A 19,560-nucleotide genomic window follows, 5' to 3' on the forward strand; every position below is an offset into this window, starting at 1 on the left:
GCTCCTCATGCACGTGTTTGTCACCGGCGCGTCCGGCTGGATCGGCTCGGCCACGGTTCCCGAACTGATCGGCGCGGGCCACCGGGTCACCGGGCTCGCCCGCTCGGAGGCCTCGGCCGCCGCCCTCACCGCGGCCGGCGCCGAGGTCGTCCGGGGCACCCTCGACGACCTCGACGTCCTGCGGGACACGGCGTCCGCCACCGACGGTGTCGTCCACCTCGCGTTCAAGCACGACATCGCCTTCTCCGGCGGCTTCGCGCAGGCCGCCGACGCCGACCGCCTGGCCATCGAGGCGTTCGGCGCGGCCCTGACCGGGTCCGGAAAGCCGTTCCTCATCGCGTCCGGCACCATCGGGGTGGCCACGGGACGCGTCGCGACCGAGCAGGACGGCCTCGACGCCGGCAACCCCAACCCCCGGCTCACCAACGCCCTGCTCACCCTGGCTCTGGCCGGCCGGGACGTCCGCGCCTCCGTGGTGCGGCTCCCCCCGACCGTGCACGGCGACGGCGACCACGGCTTCATGGCGACCCTGGTCGGGATCGCGCGCGCCAAGGGTGTTGCCGGTTATCCCGGCGACGGCACCAGCCGCTGGCCGGCGGTCCACCGCTCCGACGCCGCCCGCCTCCTGCGCCTCGCGCTGGAACAGGCCCCGGCCGGTTCGGTCCTGCACGCGACCGCCGAGGAAGGCGTCCAGCAGCGCGACATCGCGAATGTCATCGGCCGCCACCTGGGCGTGCCCGTCGAGGCCGTCACCGCCGACGACCACTTCTCGTGGCTGTCCGCCCTCGTCGGCATCGACAGCCCGGTCTCGAGCACCGCGACCCGGGAGCTGCTCGGCTGGCAGCCCACCGGACCGACCCTGCTCGAGGACCTCGAGCAGGGTCACTACTTCAAGTAGGCGGTTTCCCGGCGGAGGGCCCGGCGGCGGCGCGCCTCCGCCGGGTCGGCGACCGGCACGGCCGCGAGCAACTCCTTCGTGTACGCGTGCGCAGGCTGTTCGTAGACCTGTGCCACGGTGCCGAGCTCGGCCACGGCACCCGCTTGCAGCACCGCGACGCGGTCGGCGATCCGGCGCACGACGGCCAGGTCGTGCGAGATGAAGACCAGCGTCAGGTCGTACTCCTCGCGGACCTCGGCGAGCAGGGCCAGGACCTGCGCCTGTGTCGTGACGTCCAGCGAGGACACCGGCTCGTCGCAGACGATGAGCCGGGGGCGCGGTGCCAGGGCCCGGGCGATGCCGGCCCGTTGCCGCATGCCGCCGGAGAGCTGGTGGGGGTAACGGTCGTACTCGCCGGCGGCCAGACCCACCCGGGTCAGCAGGTCCTCGACGGTCCGGCGGATGTCGCGTTCCGAGCCGGCGCGTTGCAGCCGCAGCGGGTCGGCGATGCTGTCGCCGATCGTCCGGCGCGGGTTCAACGACGACAGCGGGTCCTGGAAGACCATCTGCACCGAGCGGCCGCGACGGCGGGCCACGTCGGTGCCGTCGAAGGTGATGCGGCCGCGGGTCGGCGGGATCAGGCCGACCATCATCCGGCCGAGGGTGGTCTTGCCGGTGCCGCTCTCCCCCACGACACCGAGCGTCTCGCCGCGGCGCACGTCGAAGCTGATGCCGTCGACGGCGTGGACCGGTTCCGGCCGTCGCAGCGACCGGCGCCGGGGCCCGGGGAAGTGTTTGTGGACGTCGTCGAGGCGCAGCAGCGGTTCACCCGCTGCCGGCCGGACGGGCGGTTCCGCGTCGAGGCGCGGGACCGCGTCCAGCAGCGCTCTTGTGTACTCCGCGGCCGGGCTGACCAGCACGGACTCGACCGGGCCGTGCTCGACGGCGACACCGCGCCGCATGACGACAACCTCGTCGGCGGAACCCGCGACCACACCGAGGTCGTGGCTGATCAGCAGCAGCGCGGTGCCGGTGGTGGTGCGTACCTCGTCGAGGAGGTCGAGGATCTGGGCCTGCACGGTCACGTCGAGAGCGGTGGTCGGCTCGTCGGCGACGATGAGTTTCGGCCGGCAGGCCAGGGCCATCGCGATGAGCGCCCGCTGCCGCATGCCGCCGGAGAACTGGTGCGGATAGGCGTCCGCCCGCCTCGCCGGGTCCGGGATGTGCACCTGGCGCAGCACCTCGACCGCCCGCTCCCGCGCCGCCCGCCGGGTCGCACCGGTGTGCAGGCGGTACACCTCGGCGATCTGGTCACCGATGGTGTGAAAGGGGCTGAGCGCGGACAGCGGCTCCTGGAACACCATGGCGATGCCCGCGCCGCGGATCCGGCGCAGGTGGGCGTCCGGCGCGGTGGTCAGGTCGGTGCCGTCGAAGAGGATCCGGCCCGAGACCTTCGCGTCGCCGTGCAGGCCGAGCAGGGCCAGAGCGGTGGCGCTCTTGCCCGAGCCGGACTCGCCGACGATGCCGACCGCGCCGCCGGACGGGACCTCGAAGGAGAGCCCGTCGACGGCGGTCGTCGCGCCGAAGGTGATGTGCAGGTCGTCGACCGTCAGGATGCTCATCGCAGCTGCACCCGCGGGTCGATCGCGGCGTGGAGCAGGTCGGCCACGGCGTTGCCGGCGACCACGAGGCAGCCGGTCAGCAAGGTCACCCCGACGACCACCGGTAGGTCGATCTGGTTGACCGCGCCGACCAGCAGCTGACCGACGCCGGGCAGCCCGAACATGGTCTCGGTCAGCACCGCGCTGCTCATGATGGCGGCGAGGTCGATCGCGGTGATGGTGACCAGCGGCACGAGGGCACCCCGCAGGGCTCGGCGCCAGACGATGCGGCGCTCGGTGAAGCCGTACGCCCGCGCGGTCCGGACGTGGTCCTCGGCCAGGGTCTCCTGCACGCCGGCCCGGGTGAGCCGGGCGTAGGTGGCCGCCTGGATCACGGCGAGCGCGGTCCAGGGCAGCAGCAGATTTTGGGCCCAGGCCAGCGGATCCGTGGTGAACGGGACGTAGGTCGGGAACGGCAGCCACTGCAGATAGACGCAGAAGAGCAGCAGCAACAGGATGCCGACCAGGAACACCGGCACGGCAAAACCCGCGAGGACCAGGCCGTTGACCAGCTTGTCGAGGATGTGCCAGCGCCGCAGGCCCGAGAGCAGGCCGGCGCCGATGCCCACCGTCAGCGAAAGCACCTCGGCGCCGATCGCCAGCGAGGCGGAGACCGGCAGGCGGTCGGCGAGCAGGGCCGTCACCGGCTGGTCGGTCTCGAACGAGTAGCCGAGGCAGGGCGCCGGGCAGTGCCGCACGTCGGGTCCCGCGGGATAGTCACGACCGGCGACCAGGCCCTGCAGGAAGTGGGCGTACTGCGTGAGTGGCGGCTCGTCGAGGCCCATCGCCGCGCGCACGTCCGCGAGCCGCTCGGGCGTGCAGCCCTTGCCGCACGTCAGCACAGCCGGGTCCTGCGGTGCGAGGTAGAACAGCGCGTAGACGATCGCCGACAGTCCGAAGAGGACCAGTGCGGCGCCGCCGAGCCGCCGGGCCAGGTAGCCGATCATCGCAGTACCTCGGACTGCCGCGGGTCGAGGACCCGGCGCAGGCCGTTGGCCACGAGCACGAAGGCCAGCAGGGTGACGAAGAGGAGACCACCGGGGACGAAGACGTAGAACGGGTCGGCGCGGAACCAGGTGGTGGCGGTGGACAGCATCTGACCCCAGGACGGTGTGGGTGGGCGTACGCCGACACCGAGGAACGACAGCCCGGCCTCGACGATCATGTTGGTCGGCAGCAGCAGGGCGGCGTACGTGAGGACCGGCGCGGCGAGACCGGGAAGGATCTCGCGGCGGGCGACCCGCAGGGGGCCGGCGCCGGAGAGCCGGGCCGCGGCGACGTAGTCACGGGTCCGCAGCGACAGGGTCTCGCCCCGGGTGATGCGAGCCGTGCCGCCCCAGCCCAGGACCGCGATGACCACGGCGAGCAGGGCCGGCCGCGGCCACGACGGCGGCACGATGGCCAGCAGGGCGATCGCGAGGACCAGGCTCGGGAAGGCCAGCACCAGGTCGACGACCCGGCTCAGCACGGCGTCGAGGTGACGTCCGCCGAGCCCGGCCGCGACACCCACGCCGACACCGATGAGCACCTGCAGCACGGTCGCCGACACGGCCACACCGAGGGACACACGGGCGCCGTGAACGACGCGGGCGAACAGGTCGCGGCCGGTGCCCGGCTCGACGCCGAGCCAGTGGTCGGCACTGACCCCGGAGAAGGAGCCGAGCGGGACACCGCCGCGGGCGGAGTCGAGCAGGTCGTTGTGGAAGGTCGTCGCGTCCTGGCCCTCCCACGCGGTGAGCAGCGGCGCAGCCACCGCCACGGTCACCATGACCAGGGCGATGGCCGCACCCACGGTGAACCCGCGGTCGTGCAGGACGCGGACCGTCACTTGACGGAGACCCGCGCCAGGTCGTACGTGCCGCGCCAGCCGTCCGGCACCGCGTTCCTGACGTTCTTGCCGTACAGGTAGACGTCCTTCTCGTGGGTGAGCGGGACGACCAGGGCGAGCTCGCCGAGCTTGGCGTCGAGCGCACCCCAGCGCTTCGCGGCCGCGGCGGGGTCGGTCAGGGCGTTGATCGCGTCGATCTCGGTGTTGACCGCCGGGTCGTCGTACTGCGCGAGGTTGAAGTTGCCACCGCCGGTGATGATCTGGCGCCCGTCGAAGATCGGGATCAGGAACGGACCACCGGACGGCCAGTCGGCGCCCCAGCTCTGCAGCGACAGACCCGGCTGGGTGGACGGTTTGCCGGTGACGTCGCGGTAGGTCGCGCTGTCGATCGCGGTCAGCGTCACCGTGACACCGGCCTGCTTGAACGCGTCCTGCACGGCGGCGGCGACCTTCGGGCCGAGACCGTTGGCGTCGTCGTTCTCGTGGGCCAGCTCGATGCTCAGCGGACCACCCAGCAGCTCCTTGGCCTTGGCCGGATCGCCGGTCTCCCCGGCCGGGAAGAAGTCGTACGGCTGGTGCCCGAGCGCCGCCTGCGGGGGCAGGAACGTGGTCGAGGGTCCCGCGACCGCGCTGCCACCGAGGGCGTTGACGACGGAGGTGCGATTGATCGCGTACGAGAGGGCCTGCCTGATCTCGAGGTCGTCGAAGGGCTTCTTTTTGGTGTTGAAGGCCAGGTAGATCGTCGACGGGAACTCGCCGCGGGCCACACGTTTGTCCAGCTCGGAGCCCGTGCCGAGCTGGGCGAGCTGCTCGGGGCCGACCACCGCATCGGTGGTGACGGCGTTCGCGTCCGCACCGGCGCCGGTGGTGATCCGCTGGTTGATGACCGCGGCGTCCAGCCCGGCGGTTACGTCGATCTTGTCGGGGCAGGCGTACCGCAGGGTGTCGGTCTCGCGCTTCCAGTGCGGATTGCGGACGAGCTGCAGGGTCTTCTTCTTCTCGTACGACGCCACCATGTACGGCCCGCTGGAGAGCGGGTGGTTCTCGTAGTCGGCGCCCTTGTCCTTGGCCTTGGGCACCGGCGCGAACTGGGTGGCCGTGGCCAGGAACGGGAAGTCACCCTCGGGCTTGCGCAGCTTGAAGACGATCGTCCTGTCGTCCGGCGTCTCGATGGATTTCAGACCGTCCGGCTGCTTGTACGGCCCCTGGTAATCGGCCGCATCGACCAGCCAGTCCCGCAGGTACGGCGCCCCGCCGGGCAGCTCGGGTGCGAAGGACCGCTCGATGCCGTACTTCACGTCGGCGGCGGTGATCGGCGTCCCGTCCTCGAAGAAGATGCCGTCCCGCAGGTGGTAGGTCCACGTCTTGGCACCGTCGGACGGCGTACCGAGGTCGGTGGCGAGGTCCGGGGCGGGCTTGGTGCCGGCCTCGCCCGGCAGGCGGTTGCGGGTGGTCAGCGTGCGGAAGAGCAGCGACGGGATGTTGCCGCCGCCGGAGGTGTAGAGCCGCGCCGGGTCGAGATGGGTGATGCCACCCTGGTTGAGCACCGAGAGTGTGCCGCCCTGGCAGGTGGCCGGGTCGAAGGCCGCCGAGGACGACCCCTGGTCACTCTGACAAGCGGCGAGAGCACCGGCCAGCAGCGTCGCCGTGAGCGTGACAGGCAGGGTTCTGCGCATGAATGTCCTTCGGTGGGCGGTATCCGGCTCGGAAGCACACCTTACCGATGTATCCGGTAGGCAATGCAAGCCCGTCGATGTCAAATGTCGTCCGGCCCACAATTCCTATCGTGTGAGTAGGATGTGTGCGTGATCTCGCTGACCGAGCCGGCCGCGGAGCGCCTCGTCGCCGACCATGCGTTCGCGCCCGGGCTGCCGGGCTTCGTCGGGCTCGCCGTCGACCTGCTGCTGGACCAGCCGGGTCTGCCGCCTCCCGTGGCCGGCTCGCTGCGGCACCGCCCTCGCCTGCGGCACGGCTTCCTCACCTCACGGTCGGAACGTGTCCTCGTGGTCAGCGGGCCGCCGTCACCCGGCCTCGAGTCGAGCGCCGCCCGGATGACCGAGGACCTCCCGCTCGCCCTGCGGGTGATCAGCGGGCACCAGCTCGCCGTGCTGCAGGAGGCCACCGACGTGGTAGACCCGTCCGCGGCCGGCACCGCCACCTTCGCCACGGCGAGCGCGGGCCTCCGGGTCGGCCTCGAGGCGGGACTCGACGCCGCGGGCCCGTACGGCCTGGCCCGGCGCTGGCACCTGGCCAACGCCGTCGCACCCGTGCTGGCCGCGGCGTTCGCCAACTCCCCGCTGCGGCTGGGGCGGCCCACCGGCTGGCGCAGCGTCCGCCAGGCCCTGCGTCGCGACCTGACACCCGCACCCGCCGACGCCGATCCGCGTGCGACCTGGACAGCCCTGGTCATGGACTCCCCCGTCCTGGGCGGACCGGCCCGCACCTTCCGCGAGTGGGCGCAGTCCGGACCCGGTGACCGGCCCACCATCACCGACCTGACCCGGCACCTCGCTACGGTGCGCCCGCCCGTCGCCGCACGGCGGTACCTGGAGATCGACGTCGCCGACCGCCAGCCCGGCGCCGGCTGGCGGGTGCCGCTCGCGGTCACCGCTGCGCTGCTGGACGACCCGTACGCCGCCGCCGAAGCCGAGTGCGCGACCCGTGCCCTGACCGGCACACCACGACTGTGGGAGCGGGCGGCGCGTGACGGGCTGACCGATCCGGCGCTCGGGGCGGCTGCCCGGGAGTGTTTTGTGGCCGCGTACGGTGCGCTGGCCCGGCAGGGTGTCTCCCGCGACCTGCGTGATGCGGTCGCGGACTTCCTCGAACGCTACGTGCTGCGCGGCCGATGTCCCGCCGACGACGTGCTGGACCGGGCCACCGCACGTCCCTGAAGGATTGACGACCGGCCTCCGGGGAACGCGCTGCGCTCATGGCACCTTGGAGTCGTGGGGCGGCGGAGCGGGCGATCAACCGTGAGATGCCCGGGGTCCGGGCCGACCTCGCACGGCTGATCCGCATCCCGGGCATCGCCTTCGACGGCTTCGACCACACGCACGTCGAACGGTCCGCCGCGGCCGTCGCCGAGCTCGCCGCGGCTGCGGACTGCAGACCGACATCGTCCGCGCGGGTGGGCAACCGTCGGTCCTCGGGCACCGGCCCGCACCACCCGGCGCGCACGGGCCGTACGAGGGCCTGCACCTGGCCGAGTTCACCCGGACCTGCCTCGCCGAGGCACTTCTTCTCATCGGGCTGGGCGTTCAGGGGTCCGCCGGCGGGGTACCCAGCCCGGATGCCGATCACGGATCCGCTCACGCCGGTGGAGGCCGGTGAGCTGGACTCGCTGGGCGCCGGCGGCTCCTGGACGGTCTTCGGCCGGCAGCTGCGGGTCACCAATCTCGACAAGGTGCTCTTCCCGGGCCGCGACGACCGCCCGCCGGTCACCAAGCGCGACTTCCTGCGCTACACCGCCCGGATCGCACCGACCCTGACGCCCTATCTGGCCGGGCGCCCGCTGAACCTGCACCGGTACCCGAACGGCGCGCAGACCAAGGGGTTCTGGCACAAGGAGCTGCCCGCTCACGCGCCCGCCTGGTTGTCACGCTGGGACAATCCCGAGGCGGATCCGGGCGAGACACGGACCTACCTGGTGGCCGACGAGCCGGCCGCCCTGGTCTGGGCGGCGAACTTCGGGGCGCTGGAGTGGCACCCGTGGACCTCCCGCGCGGAGGCTCCGCACCGGCCGACGTACGCCCTGGTCGACCTGGATCCCGGTCCCGCCACCGGGTGGGAGGACGTGCTGACCCTGGCCCGGCTGCACCGTACGGCGTTCGAGCACCTCGGGGTCACCGCCCGGGCCAAGGTCACCGGGCGCCGCGGCATCCAGATCTGGGTGCCCATCGTCAACGGCCCGGGTTTCGAGGAGACCAGGGCCTGGGTCCAGGAGCTGTCGCGGACGGTCGGTGCGGTCGTACCGGAACTCGTGAGCTGGAAGTGGCAGAAGAGTGACCGGGGCGGTCTGGCCCGGCTGGACTACACGCAGAACGCGATCAACCGGACGCTGGTCGCGCCCTACAGCCCCCGCCCGGCGCCGGGCGCACCGGTGTCCGCCCCGATCGGCTGGGACGAGCTGGACGATTCCGCCCTGCGCCCGGACGGGTTCACGATCGACGACGTCCTGGAGCGCCTGGCGGAACGCGGTGACCTGTTCCACGCCGTCCTGGACCGTCCGCAGGTCCTGCCACCCCTCACCTGAGCGCGTCCGGCCGTGACCACAGTGCAGCCAGGGTCGCGGCCCCCTTGACCAGCATGTCCACGGACACGCGTTCGTCGCTGTCGTGCCAGCGGTCCTCGGGCAGGCCGACGCCGAAGAACAGGACCGGGGCGTCGAGGACCCGGTTGAGGAGTTCGGCCGGGCCGCCGCCGGCGTTACCCATCCGGCCCGGCGCCTGCCCGAAACCTTCCCGCATCGCCGCCTCCAGCGCCTTCAGCGCCGGCAGGTCGCCCGGAGTCCGGTACGGCTCCTGCCCCGTCTCCTCGGCGACGGTCAGGTCGTACTCGACGGTGTCCGGGAGATTGTCGGTCACCCAGCGCCGCAGCTGATCGGCGACGCCGGCGACCCGCTGGCCGGAAACGGTCCGGATGTTCACGGACGCGTTCGCCACCGCGGGGATCGCCGAGCGGGAGATGCCGACGGGATCACCGGCGATCAGGCTGATGATCTCGGCGGCGGGGCGTTCCCAGAGGCGCTCGAGCACGCTGTAGCCGGCCTCGCCGGCCACGCTGCGGGTCTCCGAGCGGTCGAGCCAGTCCTGATCGCTGAACGGCAGGTCAGCCAGCTCGGCGCGGCGGCTCTCGGAGGGCTCCTCCACCTCGTCGTAGAAGCCGGGCAGCGTGATCCGGCCCTTGTCGTCGTGCAGCCGGCCGAGCAGGCGGGCCAGCTCCACGGCGGCGTTCGGTGCGGGTCCGGACGCCGCACCGCTGTGCACGTCGCGATGGGGGCCGTAGACCGTCAGGTCGGCCATGACCATGCCCCGGACGCTGGTGCAGACGGCCGGATGATCGGCCCGCCAGGTCAGGGTGTCGGAGAAGACCACCAGGTCGGCGCCGAGCCGGTCGCGGTGCTCGGTGAGCAGACTCTCCAGCCGTGCCGAACCCGACTCCTCCTCGCCCTCGACCAGGACTTTGAGGTGAGGGCGCGCAACTCCGCCGCCAGCCAGTTCGCCGACCGGATCAGATCGGGAGCGTGCTCGGGCAGGCCCGCGACCGAGCGGATCCGCAGCCAGCCGACAAGCTGCTCGACCATCGCGTCGCGGTGCACGGAAAGGAAGTCCTGGATGTCGCCGTTCACCATGGCCCGGGCGGGTACCCGCGTCCGGCCACGACTAACGCCGGAGGATCGGGGCATGCGGCACTTCGTGTCCGAGAAACTCCCCACTCTCGCCGGCCTGGACGACCTCACCGACCTCGTCACCAAGTCCGCGGAGGAAGACCAGCTCTTCGTCCGGTGGTCCGCCGGCCCCGACGCCGATCTGCGACGGGACGGGACCAGCCGTGACTCGCTCACCGGCGTACCGCTGCCCGGACTGTCGGCCAACCCGCTGGCCGTCGAACCGTGGTGGGGTGACCGCTCCCCGCGCCTCTGGGTCGCCCGGCGCCTGTACGACTACCGCCACCTGCGGTACCTCCGCGGGCCCGAGGTCCGGCCGTGGGTGCTCGTGGGTGAGCAGTGCGGTCGCGGCCCGGACAACGAGCCACTGGTCCGGGTACGCCGGCCGGTCGCGTGGATCGCCGAGGCCGCCCTGATCGAGGGAGAGCAGTTGATCGAGGCCCAGCACTCGGCCGAATGCGGACCGCTGGACCGGCGGAGTGCCCGATGACGGCGGCACACGGCGCGCTGACCGCCGCCATGATCGCGGTGGCCGGGACCCCCGAGCGTTCGCCGGACCTGGACGGCCGCCTGCTGACCATCGCCAAACTCACCGCGGACCGCGTCGGCGCCGCCCGGTACGCCTCGATCACCGCCCTGCTCGGCGGTCACCACACGACCGTGGCCGTGAGCGACGAGCTGATCCGGGCGGTAGACGAAGCTCAGTACGCGGACGACGCCGGCCCGTGCCTCGAGTCTCTGAGCCGGGGCACCCCGATCGGTGTGCCCGCCATCGACACCATGGTGCAGTGGCCGAAGTTCCACGAGATGGCCCCGCGAATGGGCCTGGTCGCCTCGGTGTCGGTACCGCTGTTCGCGGGGCGGGGCGAGCCGATCGCCGTGCTCAACATCTACGGCACCGACCACGCGGCGATGGCACCCCTGATCGCCGGGATCTGGGCGGTGCACGGGGATCCGGCCCGGACGACGCTCGACGAGGCGCTCGCCGGGCTGGACGACGGCGGCCGTGAGCTGGTGTCCGGGTACGCGGAGGCGCTCGCGGTCCGCGCCACCATCCGGCTCGCCATCGAGCTCATCCGCTCCGAGAACCACTGCGGGCCGGAGGACGCGTACCTGAGCCTGTGCATCCGGGCCGCCGGGACCGGCAGCACCCTGGCCGAGACCGCGGCCGACCTGATCGGCCGCGGTCCCTGACCGGCCTGCCGGTGTCACCGGCAGGCCGGCAGACCCTCCAGCACACCGTCGCGGTACGCGGCGATGCGGTCGAAGGCGCTGGTGCCGGTCTGGTCACCGGCGCGCCCGAAGGCCAGCAGCGCCGCGACGGCCTCGTCGAGGTCGCCGGGAGACAGGGTGAGGCCCTCACCCGGCCGGGTGGTGAGCAGGTCGTTGGACCACGAACCGGCCAGGCAGTCGACGGCCAGCTGGCCCGCCCGGTCGGTCGTGCTCGCACCCCGGCGGTGCTGTGCGGCCCGCGCGAACAGGTCACCGAGCAGCATGCCGATCGCGTTGTCGCCGATCCGCCGGTAGAGGTCCGGCCCGAGCCGGGCGTTGTCGAAGGCCACGAAGTCACCCTCGGGGCAGTAGAACGCCGACCCGCCGGCCGAGGCGTCCGGCGCGTCGCACTGCGGTGGCAGCACGGCGAACGGCTCGACCCGGAGCGTCGGCCACGGTGACCCGGCCAGCCCGGGATAGGTCCGCGACCAGTAGTCCTGCGCATCCTCGGAGAGGGCGCTCACCGCGTCGGCGTACGGCAGATCTCCTCCGCTGGCGGCGTCCTCCCGGGTCGTGAACGGCACCTCGGTGACCGGGAGGTTGTCGGCCCGGTAGGCGGCGCACGTCGCGGCGCCCTTCTCGACGCCGTCCTGCAGGGCCCGGATCCGGTCGAAGGCGTTGCCGTGCGCCTCCGGTGCCTGGGCGGAGGTACCCGGCTGGTCGCGGAGCAGCAGCAGTCCGGCCACGGTGCTGTCGAGCTGGGGCGCGGTGACGTCCCGGAACGCCGTGGAGCGCCCGGCCAGGACGTCGGCGGTCCAGGCGCCGGCAAAACAGTCGGCCTGCTGTTCCAGCACGACCGTGGGCGCGTCGCTCAGGCCCAGGCGGTTCTGGACCGCGTGACCGTACTCGTGGGCAATCACCACCCCGACCAGCAACGGCCCGAAGTCCTGTTGCAGCTGCGGGATGAGCACCTCGGCGTCCCACGCGATGAAGTCCCCGGCGGGACAGTAGAACGCGTTCGGCTGGTACTCGCCGGGCTGATCACCGCACGCCGGCGGCGGATCCGACCGGGTGTAGGGGTGGTGTCCGCCCTGGATGGGCCGGAAGGCCGCACCGTCACTCAGCGCCGGGTAGGAGGCGGTCCAGAAACGTTCGACGTCGTCGAGCGCGGCGGTGACCACGTCCCCGCGCGGGACGCTGCCCGAGGACGGCGTCCCGCTCGTGACGGGTCCGGACTCGAGCACCGGTACGCAGCCCGCCACGGTGGCGAGCAGCACGACGGCGCAGAGTCCTCGGGGGATCCGGAGAGCGCGCACGGGGGCCGCGCTCAGGAGTTGTCGGACGCGGTGTGCCCGGACGGCCCGTACGGCGAGACCTGTCCCTCGGGGACGGGCCGATCACCGGTGCGGTCGTGACTCCCGCCCGGCGCCGAGGTCGGGTCGGCGTCCTCGGTGCGCTGCTTGGTGGTCGGGGACTCGTCACTGCGCCGGATCTCCGGCTGCTGCGGGTTGGTCATGGCTGCCTCCTGCCGTGGTGTCGCCCGCTGGTGCGGGCGACGGGCGCGTACCCGGGCAGCGGGTAGATATGCGCTACTTCAGGGCGGCCAGCAGCAGCGTGGCATCGTCCACGGCTGATCCTTCGTGGAACTCGGCGACGGCGTGCGCCAGCCGTCGCAGGGTCTCCGGCGCGGCCAGCCCGGCCGCGGCGTGCCGTTCCGCGTGCTCGATCAGCCGGCCCGTCCCGAACATCTGCTGCTCGTTGTTGCGCGCCTCGGTGATGCCGTCGGTGTAGAACAGCAGCCAGTCCCCCGGGCGCAGCGTTGCGTGACCGATCTCGCCGCGGACGGGTGGCACGCCGAGCGGGGTACGCCGCCCGGCCGGCAACTCCTCGACGAACTTGCCGCCGCGCAGCACCAGGGGCGCGGGGTGCCCGGCGTTGACGTACCGCAGGTCGCCGGTGTCGAGGTTCAGCTCGGCCACGACCGCGGTGACGAACCGGGCCTCGGCGCCGAACTGCTCCAGCAGCGCCGCGTCGGCCGCCGCGACCTGCGCCGCCAGGCCTGCACCGGCCCGCCGCGCCGCCCGGATCGCCACGACCGCGACCGTGTACGCCAGACCGGCCCGCAACCCGTGCCCGACCCCGTCGAACACCGACATCCAGGCGGTCGAGCCGTCGAGGGCGTAGTCGTAGCCGTCACCGCCGACGTCGTACCGGGGTTCGAGGATCGCGCTGATCGTCAGCCGCTCGCAGCTGACCGTCAGCGGTGGCAGCATGCGGTCGAGCAGCTCCGCACTGGCCGACATCGGCCGGGCCCGGCGCGCCTGCAGCAGGAAGTCGCCCTTGGGGACGGTCACCGTGATCAGGTGGCCGACCAGGCCCGCCAGCACCTCGCACCGCCGGCGCAGCACCTCGTCGCCGGTGTCGAGCCCGCCCGGGAAGGCGAATTCGATCACCCCGAGGCGGTCCGTGCCGTTGACGATCGGCACCCACCAGCTCGCCGTGCCGCCCGGCTGGGTGCGTACCGTGCGGAAAGCCCGGCCGGCGACGGTGCCCTCCAGGGACAGCGGCCCGCCGGCGGGCCGGTCGTCAGCGGGGACGGGCCGCAGGGCCCGCTGCTCGTCGTCGACCACGTAGATCGCCGGGCGGATGCCCAGAGGCGCCACCGCGGCGGCCACCGCGGGCGCCAACTCCTCGGGAAGCCACAGGTGGGAGCGCTCCAGCACGCTCGACAGGGCTCTGAGCCACAGTCCCTCCTGCTCCGATGTCATGACCGGAACCCTACGAGATCTTCTCCCGATGTCATTCGTTAGCGGTACGTGTTGCCCGCCGGACGGTGGAGATCGGGATAATCGGAAGGACCTTCAGCAGCGAGGGGATCCTGACCCGTCATTTCTGGAGTCCCCATGCTTTCCGAACTGTGGCCCGACAAGCAGTGGCAGGGCCGGCGCGCACCCGCGTTCGTGGTGTCCCGGCCCGCCGGGGAGCGTCCTCGTCTCCGGGTCTCCGGTGATCTCGACGCGACGAGCAGCGCCGGGCTGCACGACGCCTTTGTCGCCGTGCTGCGGCAGCACTGCCCACCCGGCGTGGATCTCGATCTCGAGGGGGTCACCTACCTCGACTCGGCCGGCCTCACGGGCCTGCTGCTGTGCCGCGACGACGCCCGGCAGATGGGCTGTGACCTGGCGCTGCGCAACACCCCGACCATGGTCTACCGGATCCTGCAGATAGCCGGTCTGCTCGAGGACCTCGGGCTGGCCAGACCGCCGGTGCCGCCGGCGGTGCCCGGCACGGGCGGCGCCGCGATGGGCTTCCTGAGCAGCAGGCGCTGACCCCCGCCGCAGACGTCAGGCCGGTGGGATGCGGAATTCCGCCCAGACGTGCTTGCGGGTGCCTTCGGCGTACCAGCCGATGGCCTCGGCCAGCTCGGCGACGATGTGCAGACCGAGGCCGCCGTCCCCGGGCGCGCGCGGGCCGGCGACCTCGGGGACCGTGCCGGGATCCTCGTCGGCCACGTCCAGCACGAACGTGTGCTCGGTGCGGCGCAGGTGGACCCGGGTGGGCGGCCGCCCGTGCCGGATGGCGTTGGTCGCGAGCTCGGTGGCGGCGATGGCCACCTGCTCCGGCACGTCGTCCAGCCTGCCGTCCGGTGGCATCGGCTCGCCCATCAGGGCTTCGAACAACCCGGCCCGCAATCGGCGCAACTCGGTGGCACTGTCCAGCACCCAGTGCTGGACCTCCTCTGCGGTGTCCGGCGGACGGGAGGCGGTTTCGAGAGACACAGCGCAGTGGTTCCCCGGCGGGCGCACGATCATGCGAGAAGCCACGTATACGTTGCGAACGGAGGGGAACCCGGCCCGCCATGACGACGATCGGCACGGCCGCACCGGCCGCACCAGCACAGACGACCGCCGCCGACGAGGCGCTGTTCCGCCTCGGCCAGGCCCTGAAGGACCGCGGTTACCACTTCACCACGGTCACGCCGGACACCCACGAGCGGGTCAACCGGCGTCCCGGCAATGCCTGGGCCCGGGACGAACGGGACGTCCTGGGCTGGAGCCGGCCGTTCCAGGACGGCGTGCTGCCGGCGCCGCTGAGGGACCTGCTGGACGCCGGGGGCGCCCTCGAACGCCACGGCGACGGCTGGCGGAGCCGGGTCCGGTTCTCCACCTACGACAGCGAGCTGTTCGTGCACTCCGCCTTCCCCACGGCCAGCGCGGACGCGGTCTTCTTCGGCCCGGACACCTACCGGATGGCCGATGCGGCGGTCGCGCACCTCGCGGACCGCGCGACGCCGGTCCGCCGGGCCGTGGACATCGGGTGCGGCACCGGAGCCGGGGCGATCGCCGTCGCGAAGCGCGCACCGCAGGCCGAGGTCCTCGGCGTCGACATCAACCCCACCGCCCTCCGGTACGCCCGCATCAACGCGCGCCTGGCCGGAACCGGACGGGTCCGGCCGTGCCGGAGTAATCTGCTGAACGACGTGGACGGCCGTTTCGACCTGATCATCTCCAACCCGCCGTTCATGATCGACCTGGCGCGGCGCACCTACCGCGACGGCGGCGGCCCGCACGGCAACGGCCTCACCCTCGCCGTCCTCGACACCGCGGAGCAGCGGCTGGCACCGGGCGGCTCGCTGGTGCTGTTCAGCGGCACGGGGATCGCCGACGGACGCGACCCGCTCCGCGAGGCCGCCGAGCAGCGGCTGGCCGGCACCGACCTGACCTGGACCTACCGGGAGGTGGACCCCGACGTGTACGGCGAGGAGCTCGACACGCCCGCCTACCAGCACGCCGAACGGCTCGCGGTCGTCGTGCTGACCGCGACCAGGCCCCGGTGACCGGCCACACCCTGGGTGTCGAGGAGGAGTTCCTGCTCCTCGACCCGCACACCGGCGAGAACGCCCCGCTGTCCGGCAAGGTCCTCGGCGCCCTGCCCGATCCGGTACGCGACCAGAGCCGCCTCGAGTTCCGCCACAGCATGGTCGAGATGGTCACACCCGTCTGCACCGGACTGGCCGAGCTGCGGGAGCACCTGATCGGTCTGCGGCGAGCGGCGGCGGACGCGGCGGCACAGGCCGGCGCTCGTCTGGTCGCCATCGGCGCGACCCCGGTGGCCGAACCCTGCCGCGAGCCGACCGAGAGCCCGCGTTTCCACGAGATCGCCCGGCACTACGGGCCGATCGCGTACGACCCCGCGGTGTGCGGTTGTCACGTCCACGTCGGCGTACCCGGCCGGGACCTGGCGATCGAGGTCTGCAACCACCTGCGGGAGTGGCTGCCGGTCGTGCAGGCGCTCTCCGCGAACTCGCCGCTCTACCAGGGCGCCGACACCGGTTATGCCAGCTGGCGGTCCGTGCAGCTGCTGCGCTGGCCGAGCCTCGGGCCGACACCGTTCGCCGCCTCGGCCGCCGACCACGACCGGGCGGTGGCCCAGCTGGTCGACTCCGGCGTCATGCTCGACGAGAGCATGGTCCTCTGGTACGCGCGGCCGTCCGCCACCTTCCCGACGGTCGAGGTGCGGGTGGGTGACGTCGGGACCACCGTGGACGACACGGTGCTGGTCGCGGGTCTGATCCGGGGCCTCGTCACGGCTGTTCGGGACGACATCGCCGCCGGTCGCGCGGCTGTGCGCGTACCGGATGATCTGCTCCGGGCCGCGCACTGGAACGCGGCCCGGACCGGGTTGGACGGCACGCTGACGGACGTCCGGTCGCAGCGCTCGCGGCCCGCCTGGGATCTTGTCGGTGACCTGGTCGACTTTGTCCGGCCGGCCCTGAAGCGGCTGGGCGACCTGGACGTGGTCGAGGCGCAGCTCGACCGGGTCCGCCGGGAGGGCACGGGTGCGGCCCGGCAGCGGGAGATCCTCCGGGCCGGCGGAAGCACCGGTGTGATGCTGGACCGCCTGGCCGAGCTGACGATCTCCGGCTGACACCACCGTCGACCGGGACGGCCCCACGCTGTGGACCGTCCCGGCTCGCGGGGTCAGTTGGGCAGGAAGACCGCGCGCACGCAGTCGTCCTCCTTGTCCTTGAACATGCGGTAGCCCTTCGGCGCCTCGGCCAGCGGCATGGTGTGGGTGGCGAGGTGCTCGGTGATCAGCTCGCCCTTGGCCATCCGATCGAGCAGCATCGGGATGTAACGCTGGCCGTGCATCTGGGCGCCCCGCACGGTCAGGCCCTTGTTCATCAGGGCGCCGAGCGGGAACTTGTCGACAAAACCCGCGTAGACGCCGAGGACGAAGACGGAGCCGCCTTTGCGGCACGCGTGGATCGCGTCGCGGACTGCGGCCGGCCGGTCGGTCTGCAGGCGGAGCTGCTGCTTGACCTGGTCGTAGAGGAACTGCGGGCCCGGCGTGTGCGCCTCCATGCCGACGGCCTCGATGCAGACGTCCGGGCCCCGGCCGCCGCTGCGCTCCCGCAGCTCGGCCTCGACGTCGGTGTTCTCGTAGTTCAGCGTCTCCGCGCCGGCGTACTTCTCGACCTGGTGCAGCCGGTTCTCGTACCGGTCGATGACCACCACCCGGTCGGCACCGAGCAGGACCGCCGCACGGGCCGCCATCTGACCGACCGCGCCGGCGCCCCAGACGGCCACGACATCACCGCGCTGCACACCGCCCAGGTCCGCGCCCATCCAGCCGGTGCTGGCCGAGTCGGACGCGAACAGCGCCCGTTCGTCGGTGACCGCATCCGGCACCGTGAAAGCGCCGACGTCGGCGAACGGGACCCGGATGTACTCCGCGTGACTTCCGGGGTTACCGCCCATCGCGTGGGAATACCCGAAACAACCACCCGGCGCCTGCCCCCACAGCGTCTCGGTGATGGCGGGGTTGGTGTTGCCGTTGTCGCACAGCGAGAAGAGGCGCTGCTCGCAGAAGTAACACTTGCCGCAGGCGATGAACGACGACACGACCACCCGGTCACCGACCCGGTGGTTCCGGACCTCGGACCCCGTCTCGACGACCTCACCGATGAACTCGTGACCGAGGACGTCACCCCGCTCCATGAACGGGATGTAGCCGCCGAGGAGGTGCAGGTCCGAACCGCAGGTGACCGACCGTTTGACCTTGACGATGACGTCGCCCGCGTTCCGGATCTCCGGGTCGGGCACGTCCCCGACGGCCAGCTTGTTGACACCTTGCCACTGCAACGCCTTCACAGCAGTCCTCCTTCGCGGCCGTGCCGGGTGGCCGCACGCAACGGCGCGTTCGTCACGGTGGGTGTGGTCGTCGGCCCGCCCGGCTGCAGAATGTCACCGACCTCCAGCAGGGACCGGCTCTCCCGCAGCAGCCGCCGGATGTCGCCGTCGGACACGCTGTCGTTCAGGGCACGCGCGCTGATCTCGGTCCCCCGCCCGGCCGGAGCCGCCCGCAACTGCACCTCGAGGGCCCCGTGGTACGCGGCCAGCGGCTCGGGCAGCACCTCGGCCAGCTCGTCCAGCGGCCGATGAACCGTGATCACGTGCCGCCGGCCCGGACCCGGTGGTCCTTGGCGGCGCCTGGCGACAAGTCGATAAGTCGTGCCGCCGACTGCGGCGGCCGCGGCAGTGATGACCGCCGCTCGAGTCATAGGTTTCATGGGAGGCCTGCATACCGAACTGGACGCGCTTCAAACGGGCATCACCGCCCGGCCTGCACCGCGTGTATCCGAACGGGTGACGGGTACGCGGGCCCGCATGGACAACACCGTCAAGGCCATCGTTGCGGGCGCCGCCGGTGCGACCGCCCTCAACGCCGTCACCTATCTCGACATGGCGGTGCGGGCGCGTCCCGCCAGCAGCGCGGGTGAGGACAGCGTGTCGAAGCTCGCCGAGCTGGCCCACGTGCCGCTCGGTGAGGACAAGTCCGCGGAGAACCGCAAGAGCGGGCTGGGCCCGTTGCTCGGGTACGCCACCTCCACCGCCGCCGCCGTCGCCTGGACCGCGGCGGGCGGTCGCCGGATGCCCACCGGGGTCTCGGCTGTGGCGCTGACCGTGCTCGGGATGCTGGGGTCGAACGCGCCGATGACCGCGCTGGGGGTCACCGACCCGCGGAGCTGGAAGGCGGCGGACTGGGTGAGTGACCTCGTGCCGCACCTCGCCTACGGGTGGGTCACCGCGCTGACCCTGCGCGCTCTGCGCTGACCGCCACGTGGACGTGACTCTGGCCGCGCTGATCGGCCTCATCGCGCTGGCCCTGCTCTTCGATTTCACCAACGGGTTCCACGACTCGGCCAACGCCATCCGGCAGCCTCACCGGCACGGCTCGCGTGCCGCTGACCAGCCCCCGGCCCGACCCCGACCGGGTACGCGCGGTGGCCGAGGAAGTCGACCAGCCGCTCTGACCACATGAAGAGTCGGTGAACGGCGCCCCGGGTCCCGCATGCCGGCGGGAGTGGCGGGAATCCGTGCGCCATGACCGATCCGCACGACGACCTGAGCAGCATCGCCGATCCCGGTTCCATGGACGCCGATGCGATGACCGAACCCACCACGGGCAACCCCGGCGACCTCGATCACGACCACGACCATTTGGCCACCGACGATCAGGCCGGGGTGCCCGGCGCGGCGGCGGACAGCCCGGCCGCTCAGGGTAGCCCGGTGGGGCCGCCCGACTGACG

General features: G+C 72.4%; 22 protein-coding genes and 1 pseudogene. 11 read left to right on the forward strand and 12 right to left on the reverse strand.

Going from position 1 to position 19,560, the window contains the following annotated elements; all coding sequences use genetic code 11:
* Positions 1-7: 7 nt before the first annotated feature.
* Entirely contained in the window at positions 8-898 is an 891-nt protein-coding gene (locus tag AFR_RS24370) for an SDR family oxidoreductase (protein ID WP_023363703.1), read from the forward strand.
* Here the strand turns inward: AFR_RS24370 and AFR_RS24375 are convergent.
* Genes AFR_RS24375 through AFR_RS24390 form a run of 4 tightly spaced genes read right to left on the reverse strand, consistent with a single transcriptional unit; the run spans position 886 to position 6,042 of the window.
* On the reverse strand, positions 886-2,499 hold the full coding sequence (locus AFR_RS24375; RefSeq protein WP_023363704.1) for a dipeptide ABC transporter ATP-binding protein: 1,614 nt from the start codon (positions 2,497-2,499) through the stop codon (positions 886-888). The two genes, AFR_RS24370 and AFR_RS24375, sit on opposite strands and share 13 nt — an antisense overlap.
* The gene (locus AFR_RS24380; protein ID WP_023363705.1) at positions 2,496-3,485 is read right to left on the reverse strand and encodes an ABC transporter permease; all 990 of its coding nucleotides are present in this window, start codon (positions 3,483-3,485) and stop codon (positions 2,496-2,498) included. Before AFR_RS24380 ends, AFR_RS24375 begins: the two co-directional genes overlap by 4 nt.
* Positions 3,482-4,366, reverse strand: coding sequence for an ABC transporter permease (locus AFR_RS24385; protein WP_023363706.1), 885 nt, complete (start codon positions 4,364-4,366; stop codon positions 3,482-3,484). Before AFR_RS24385 ends, AFR_RS24380 begins: the two co-directional genes overlap by 4 nt.
* Positions 4,363-6,042, reverse strand: a complete 1,680-nt coding sequence (locus AFR_RS24390; protein ID WP_023363707.1) for an ABC transporter substrate-binding protein — start codon at positions 6,040-6,042, stop codon at positions 4,363-4,365. Before AFR_RS24390 ends, AFR_RS24385 begins: the two co-directional genes overlap by 4 nt.
* Positions 6,043-6,171: 129 nt before the next feature.
* Between AFR_RS24390 and AFR_RS24395 the strand changes: the two genes are divergently transcribed.
* From AFR_RS24395 to AFR_RS24400, 3 genes and pseudogenes are all read left to right on the forward strand, one after another.
* A complete protein-coding gene (locus AFR_RS24395) occupies positions 6,172-7,260 on the forward strand; it encodes a glutamate-cysteine ligase family protein (protein ID WP_023363708.1) in 1,089 nt (362 codons plus the stop codon).
* A 38-nt stretch (positions 7,261-7,298) separates the two neighbouring features.
* Positions 7,299-7,543: pseudogene (locus tag AFR_RS46215) on the forward strand (dipeptidase); the annotation flags it as partial.
* Positions 7,544-7,658: 115 nt separating this feature from the next.
* Positions 7,659-8,621, forward strand: a complete 963-nt coding sequence (locus AFR_RS24400) for a DNA polymerase domain-containing protein (protein ID WP_202963947.1) — start codon at positions 7,659-7,661, stop codon at positions 8,619-8,621.
* Here the strand turns inward: AFR_RS24400 and AFR_RS24405 are convergent.
* The gene (locus AFR_RS24405) at positions 8,614-9,546 is read right to left on the reverse strand and encodes a M20/M25/M40 family metallo-hydrolase (RefSeq protein ID WP_338012116.1); all 933 of its coding nucleotides are present in this window, start codon (positions 9,544-9,546) and stop codon (positions 8,614-8,616) included. The two genes, AFR_RS24400 and AFR_RS24405, sit on opposite strands and share 8 nt — an antisense overlap.
* A complete protein-coding gene (locus AFR_RS47990; protein ID WP_238547129.1) occupies positions 9,441-9,773 on the reverse strand; it encodes a hypothetical protein in 333 nt (110 codons plus the stop codon). The genes AFR_RS24405 and AFR_RS47990 overlap by 106 nt, the downstream gene beginning before the upstream one ends.
* Here AFR_RS47990 and AFR_RS24410 point away from each other — a divergent pair.
* Together AFR_RS24410 and AFR_RS24415 are read left to right on the forward strand one after the other, a co-directional pair.
* Positions 9,772-10,245 (forward strand): DUF6098 family protein, encoded by a 474-nt coding sequence (locus AFR_RS24410; RefSeq protein WP_023363710.1) that lies wholly within the window; start codon positions 9,772-9,774, stop codon positions 10,243-10,245. The two genes, AFR_RS47990 and AFR_RS24410, sit on opposite strands and share 2 nt — an antisense overlap.
* Positions 10,242-10,949: a GAF domain-containing protein gene (locus AFR_RS24415; protein WP_023363711.1), complete on the forward strand. Its 708-nt coding sequence runs from the start codon at positions 10,242-10,244 to the stop codon at positions 10,947-10,949. Before AFR_RS24410 ends, AFR_RS24415 begins: the two co-directional genes overlap by 4 nt.
* Before the next feature lie 14 nt (positions 10,950-10,963).
* On the opposite strand, the gene AFR_RS24420 is transcribed toward AFR_RS24415, so the two are convergent.
* The 3 genes from AFR_RS24420 to AFR_RS24430 all read right to left on the reverse strand — a co-directional run bounded on the left by AFR_RS24420 (position 10,964) and on the right by AFR_RS24430 (position 13,735).
* Complete coding sequence (locus AFR_RS24420; RefSeq protein ID WP_041841095.1) at positions 10,964-12,283, reverse strand: neutral zinc metallopeptidase; 1,320 nt, start codon at positions 12,281-12,283, stop codon at positions 10,964-10,966.
* Positions 12,284-12,294: 11 nt separating this feature from the next.
* Entirely contained in the window at positions 12,295-12,483 is a 189-nt protein-coding gene (locus AFR_RS24425) for a hypothetical protein (protein ID WP_023363713.1), read from the reverse strand.
* A 73-nt stretch (positions 12,484-12,556) separates the two neighbouring features.
* The gene (locus AFR_RS24430) at positions 12,557-13,735 is read right to left on the reverse strand and encodes a PP2C family protein-serine/threonine phosphatase (RefSeq protein WP_023363714.1); all 1,179 of its coding nucleotides are present in this window, start codon (positions 13,733-13,735) and stop codon (positions 12,557-12,559) included.
* Between the two features lie 135 nt (positions 13,736-13,870).
* On the opposite strand from AFR_RS24430, the gene AFR_RS43870 reads away from it, so the two are divergent.
* Complete coding sequence (locus AFR_RS43870; RefSeq protein WP_023363715.1) at positions 13,871-14,296, forward strand: STAS domain-containing protein; 426 nt, start codon at positions 13,871-13,873, stop codon at positions 14,294-14,296.
* Between the two features lie 15 nt (positions 14,297-14,311).
* Here the strand turns inward: AFR_RS43870 and AFR_RS24440 are convergent, their stop codons facing one another.
* Positions 14,312-14,746 carry an ATP-binding protein gene (locus tag AFR_RS24440; protein WP_023363716.1) on the reverse strand — a complete coding sequence of 145 codons (435 nt, stop codon included), beginning with the start codon at positions 14,744-14,746 and terminating at the stop codon, positions 14,312-14,314.
* A gap of 80 nt (positions 14,747-14,826) precedes the next feature.
* Here AFR_RS24440 and AFR_RS24445 point away from each other — a divergent pair, with 80 nt between their 5' ends.
* Together AFR_RS24445 and AFR_RS24450 are read left to right on the forward strand one after the other, a co-directional pair.
* Positions 14,827-15,804 carry a methyltransferase gene (locus tag AFR_RS24445; RefSeq protein WP_023363717.1) on the forward strand — a complete coding sequence of 326 codons (978 nt, stop codon included), beginning with the start codon at positions 14,827-14,829 and terminating at the stop codon, positions 15,802-15,804.
* Entirely contained in the window at positions 15,801-16,895 is a 1,095-nt protein-coding gene (locus tag AFR_RS24450) for a carboxylate-amine ligase (protein ID WP_023363718.1), read from the forward strand. The genes AFR_RS24445 and AFR_RS24450 overlap by 4 nt, the downstream gene beginning before the upstream one ends.
* Positions 16,896-16,948: 53 nt before the next feature.
* On the opposite strand, the gene AFR_RS24455 is transcribed toward AFR_RS24450, so the two are convergent.
* Complete coding sequence (locus AFR_RS24455; protein ID WP_023363719.1) at positions 16,949-18,121, reverse strand: zinc-dependent alcohol dehydrogenase; 1,173 nt, start codon at positions 18,119-18,121, stop codon at positions 16,949-16,951.
* Positions 18,118-18,531 (reverse strand): hypothetical protein, encoded by a 414-nt coding sequence (locus tag AFR_RS24460; RefSeq protein ID WP_041841096.1) that lies wholly within the window; start codon positions 18,529-18,531, stop codon positions 18,118-18,120. Before AFR_RS24460 ends, AFR_RS24455 begins: the two co-directional genes overlap by 4 nt.
* A 106-nt stretch (positions 18,532-18,637) precedes the next feature.
* On the opposite strand from AFR_RS24460, the gene AFR_RS24465 reads away from it, so the two are divergent.
* Together AFR_RS24465 and AFR_RS24475 are read left to right on the forward strand one after the other, a co-directional pair.
* The gene (locus AFR_RS24465) at positions 18,638-19,084 is read left to right on the forward strand and encodes a hypothetical protein (protein ID WP_023363721.1); all 447 of its coding nucleotides are present in this window, start codon (positions 18,638-18,640) and stop codon (positions 19,082-19,084) included.
* Between the two features lie 270 nt (positions 19,085-19,354).
* Entirely contained in the window at positions 19,355-19,558 is a 204-nt protein-coding gene (locus AFR_RS24475) for a hypothetical protein (protein WP_023363722.1), read from the forward strand.
* Positions 19,559-19,560: the final 2 nt, after the last annotated feature.

Source organism: Amorphoplanes friuliensis DSM 7358, from assembly GCF_000494755.1.
Taxonomy (GTDB): Bacteria; Actinomycetota; Actinomycetes; order Mycobacteriales; family Micromonosporaceae; genus Actinoplanes; species Actinoplanes friuliensis.